The 311-nt window shown below is 60.1% G+C and carries 1 pseudogene; it reads right to left on the bottom strand.

Annotation, left to right across the window (positions count from 1 at the left end):
* Positions 1-311, bottom strand: a pseudogene (locus QJT78_RS52450) (hypothetical protein); the annotation flags it as partial.

The following is a 311-nucleotide window of genomic DNA, read 5'->3' as shown; positions in this document are numbered from 1 at the left end:
TGGTGAAAGACCGTCTCCAGTGATTCAAGCGCGCTGCTGCCGCCGGAGACGATCTCGGTCAGGTTTCCAGTATAGTTGCCGTTCGCGTCGGTGCTCCAGACCGTATAATTATCCGTCCCCGGCATCTTCCAGGCGAAGTCAAAACCACTCGCGGTGTGCTCCGCCCCTATGGGGACCCAGGGTGCGAACTGCCCGGCCGTCACCATGGATCCGTTATACTTGAGCATCGGTCCGGCGTTGCCGAGCTCATAGTTGCTCCCGACCTGAAGCAACGCCGTGGAACCGAACGATTCCACAGTGACGGAGGGCAC

This window comes from Bradyrhizobium sp. Mp27 (assembly GCF_029953005.1).
In the GTDB taxonomy this organism is placed as follows: domain Bacteria; phylum Pseudomonadota; class Alphaproteobacteria; order Rhizobiales; family Xanthobacteraceae; genus Bradyrhizobium; species Bradyrhizobium barranii.
The sequence above is the reverse complement of the archived record's forward strand: the minus strand, read 5'-3'. Positions and strand labels throughout refer to the sequence as shown.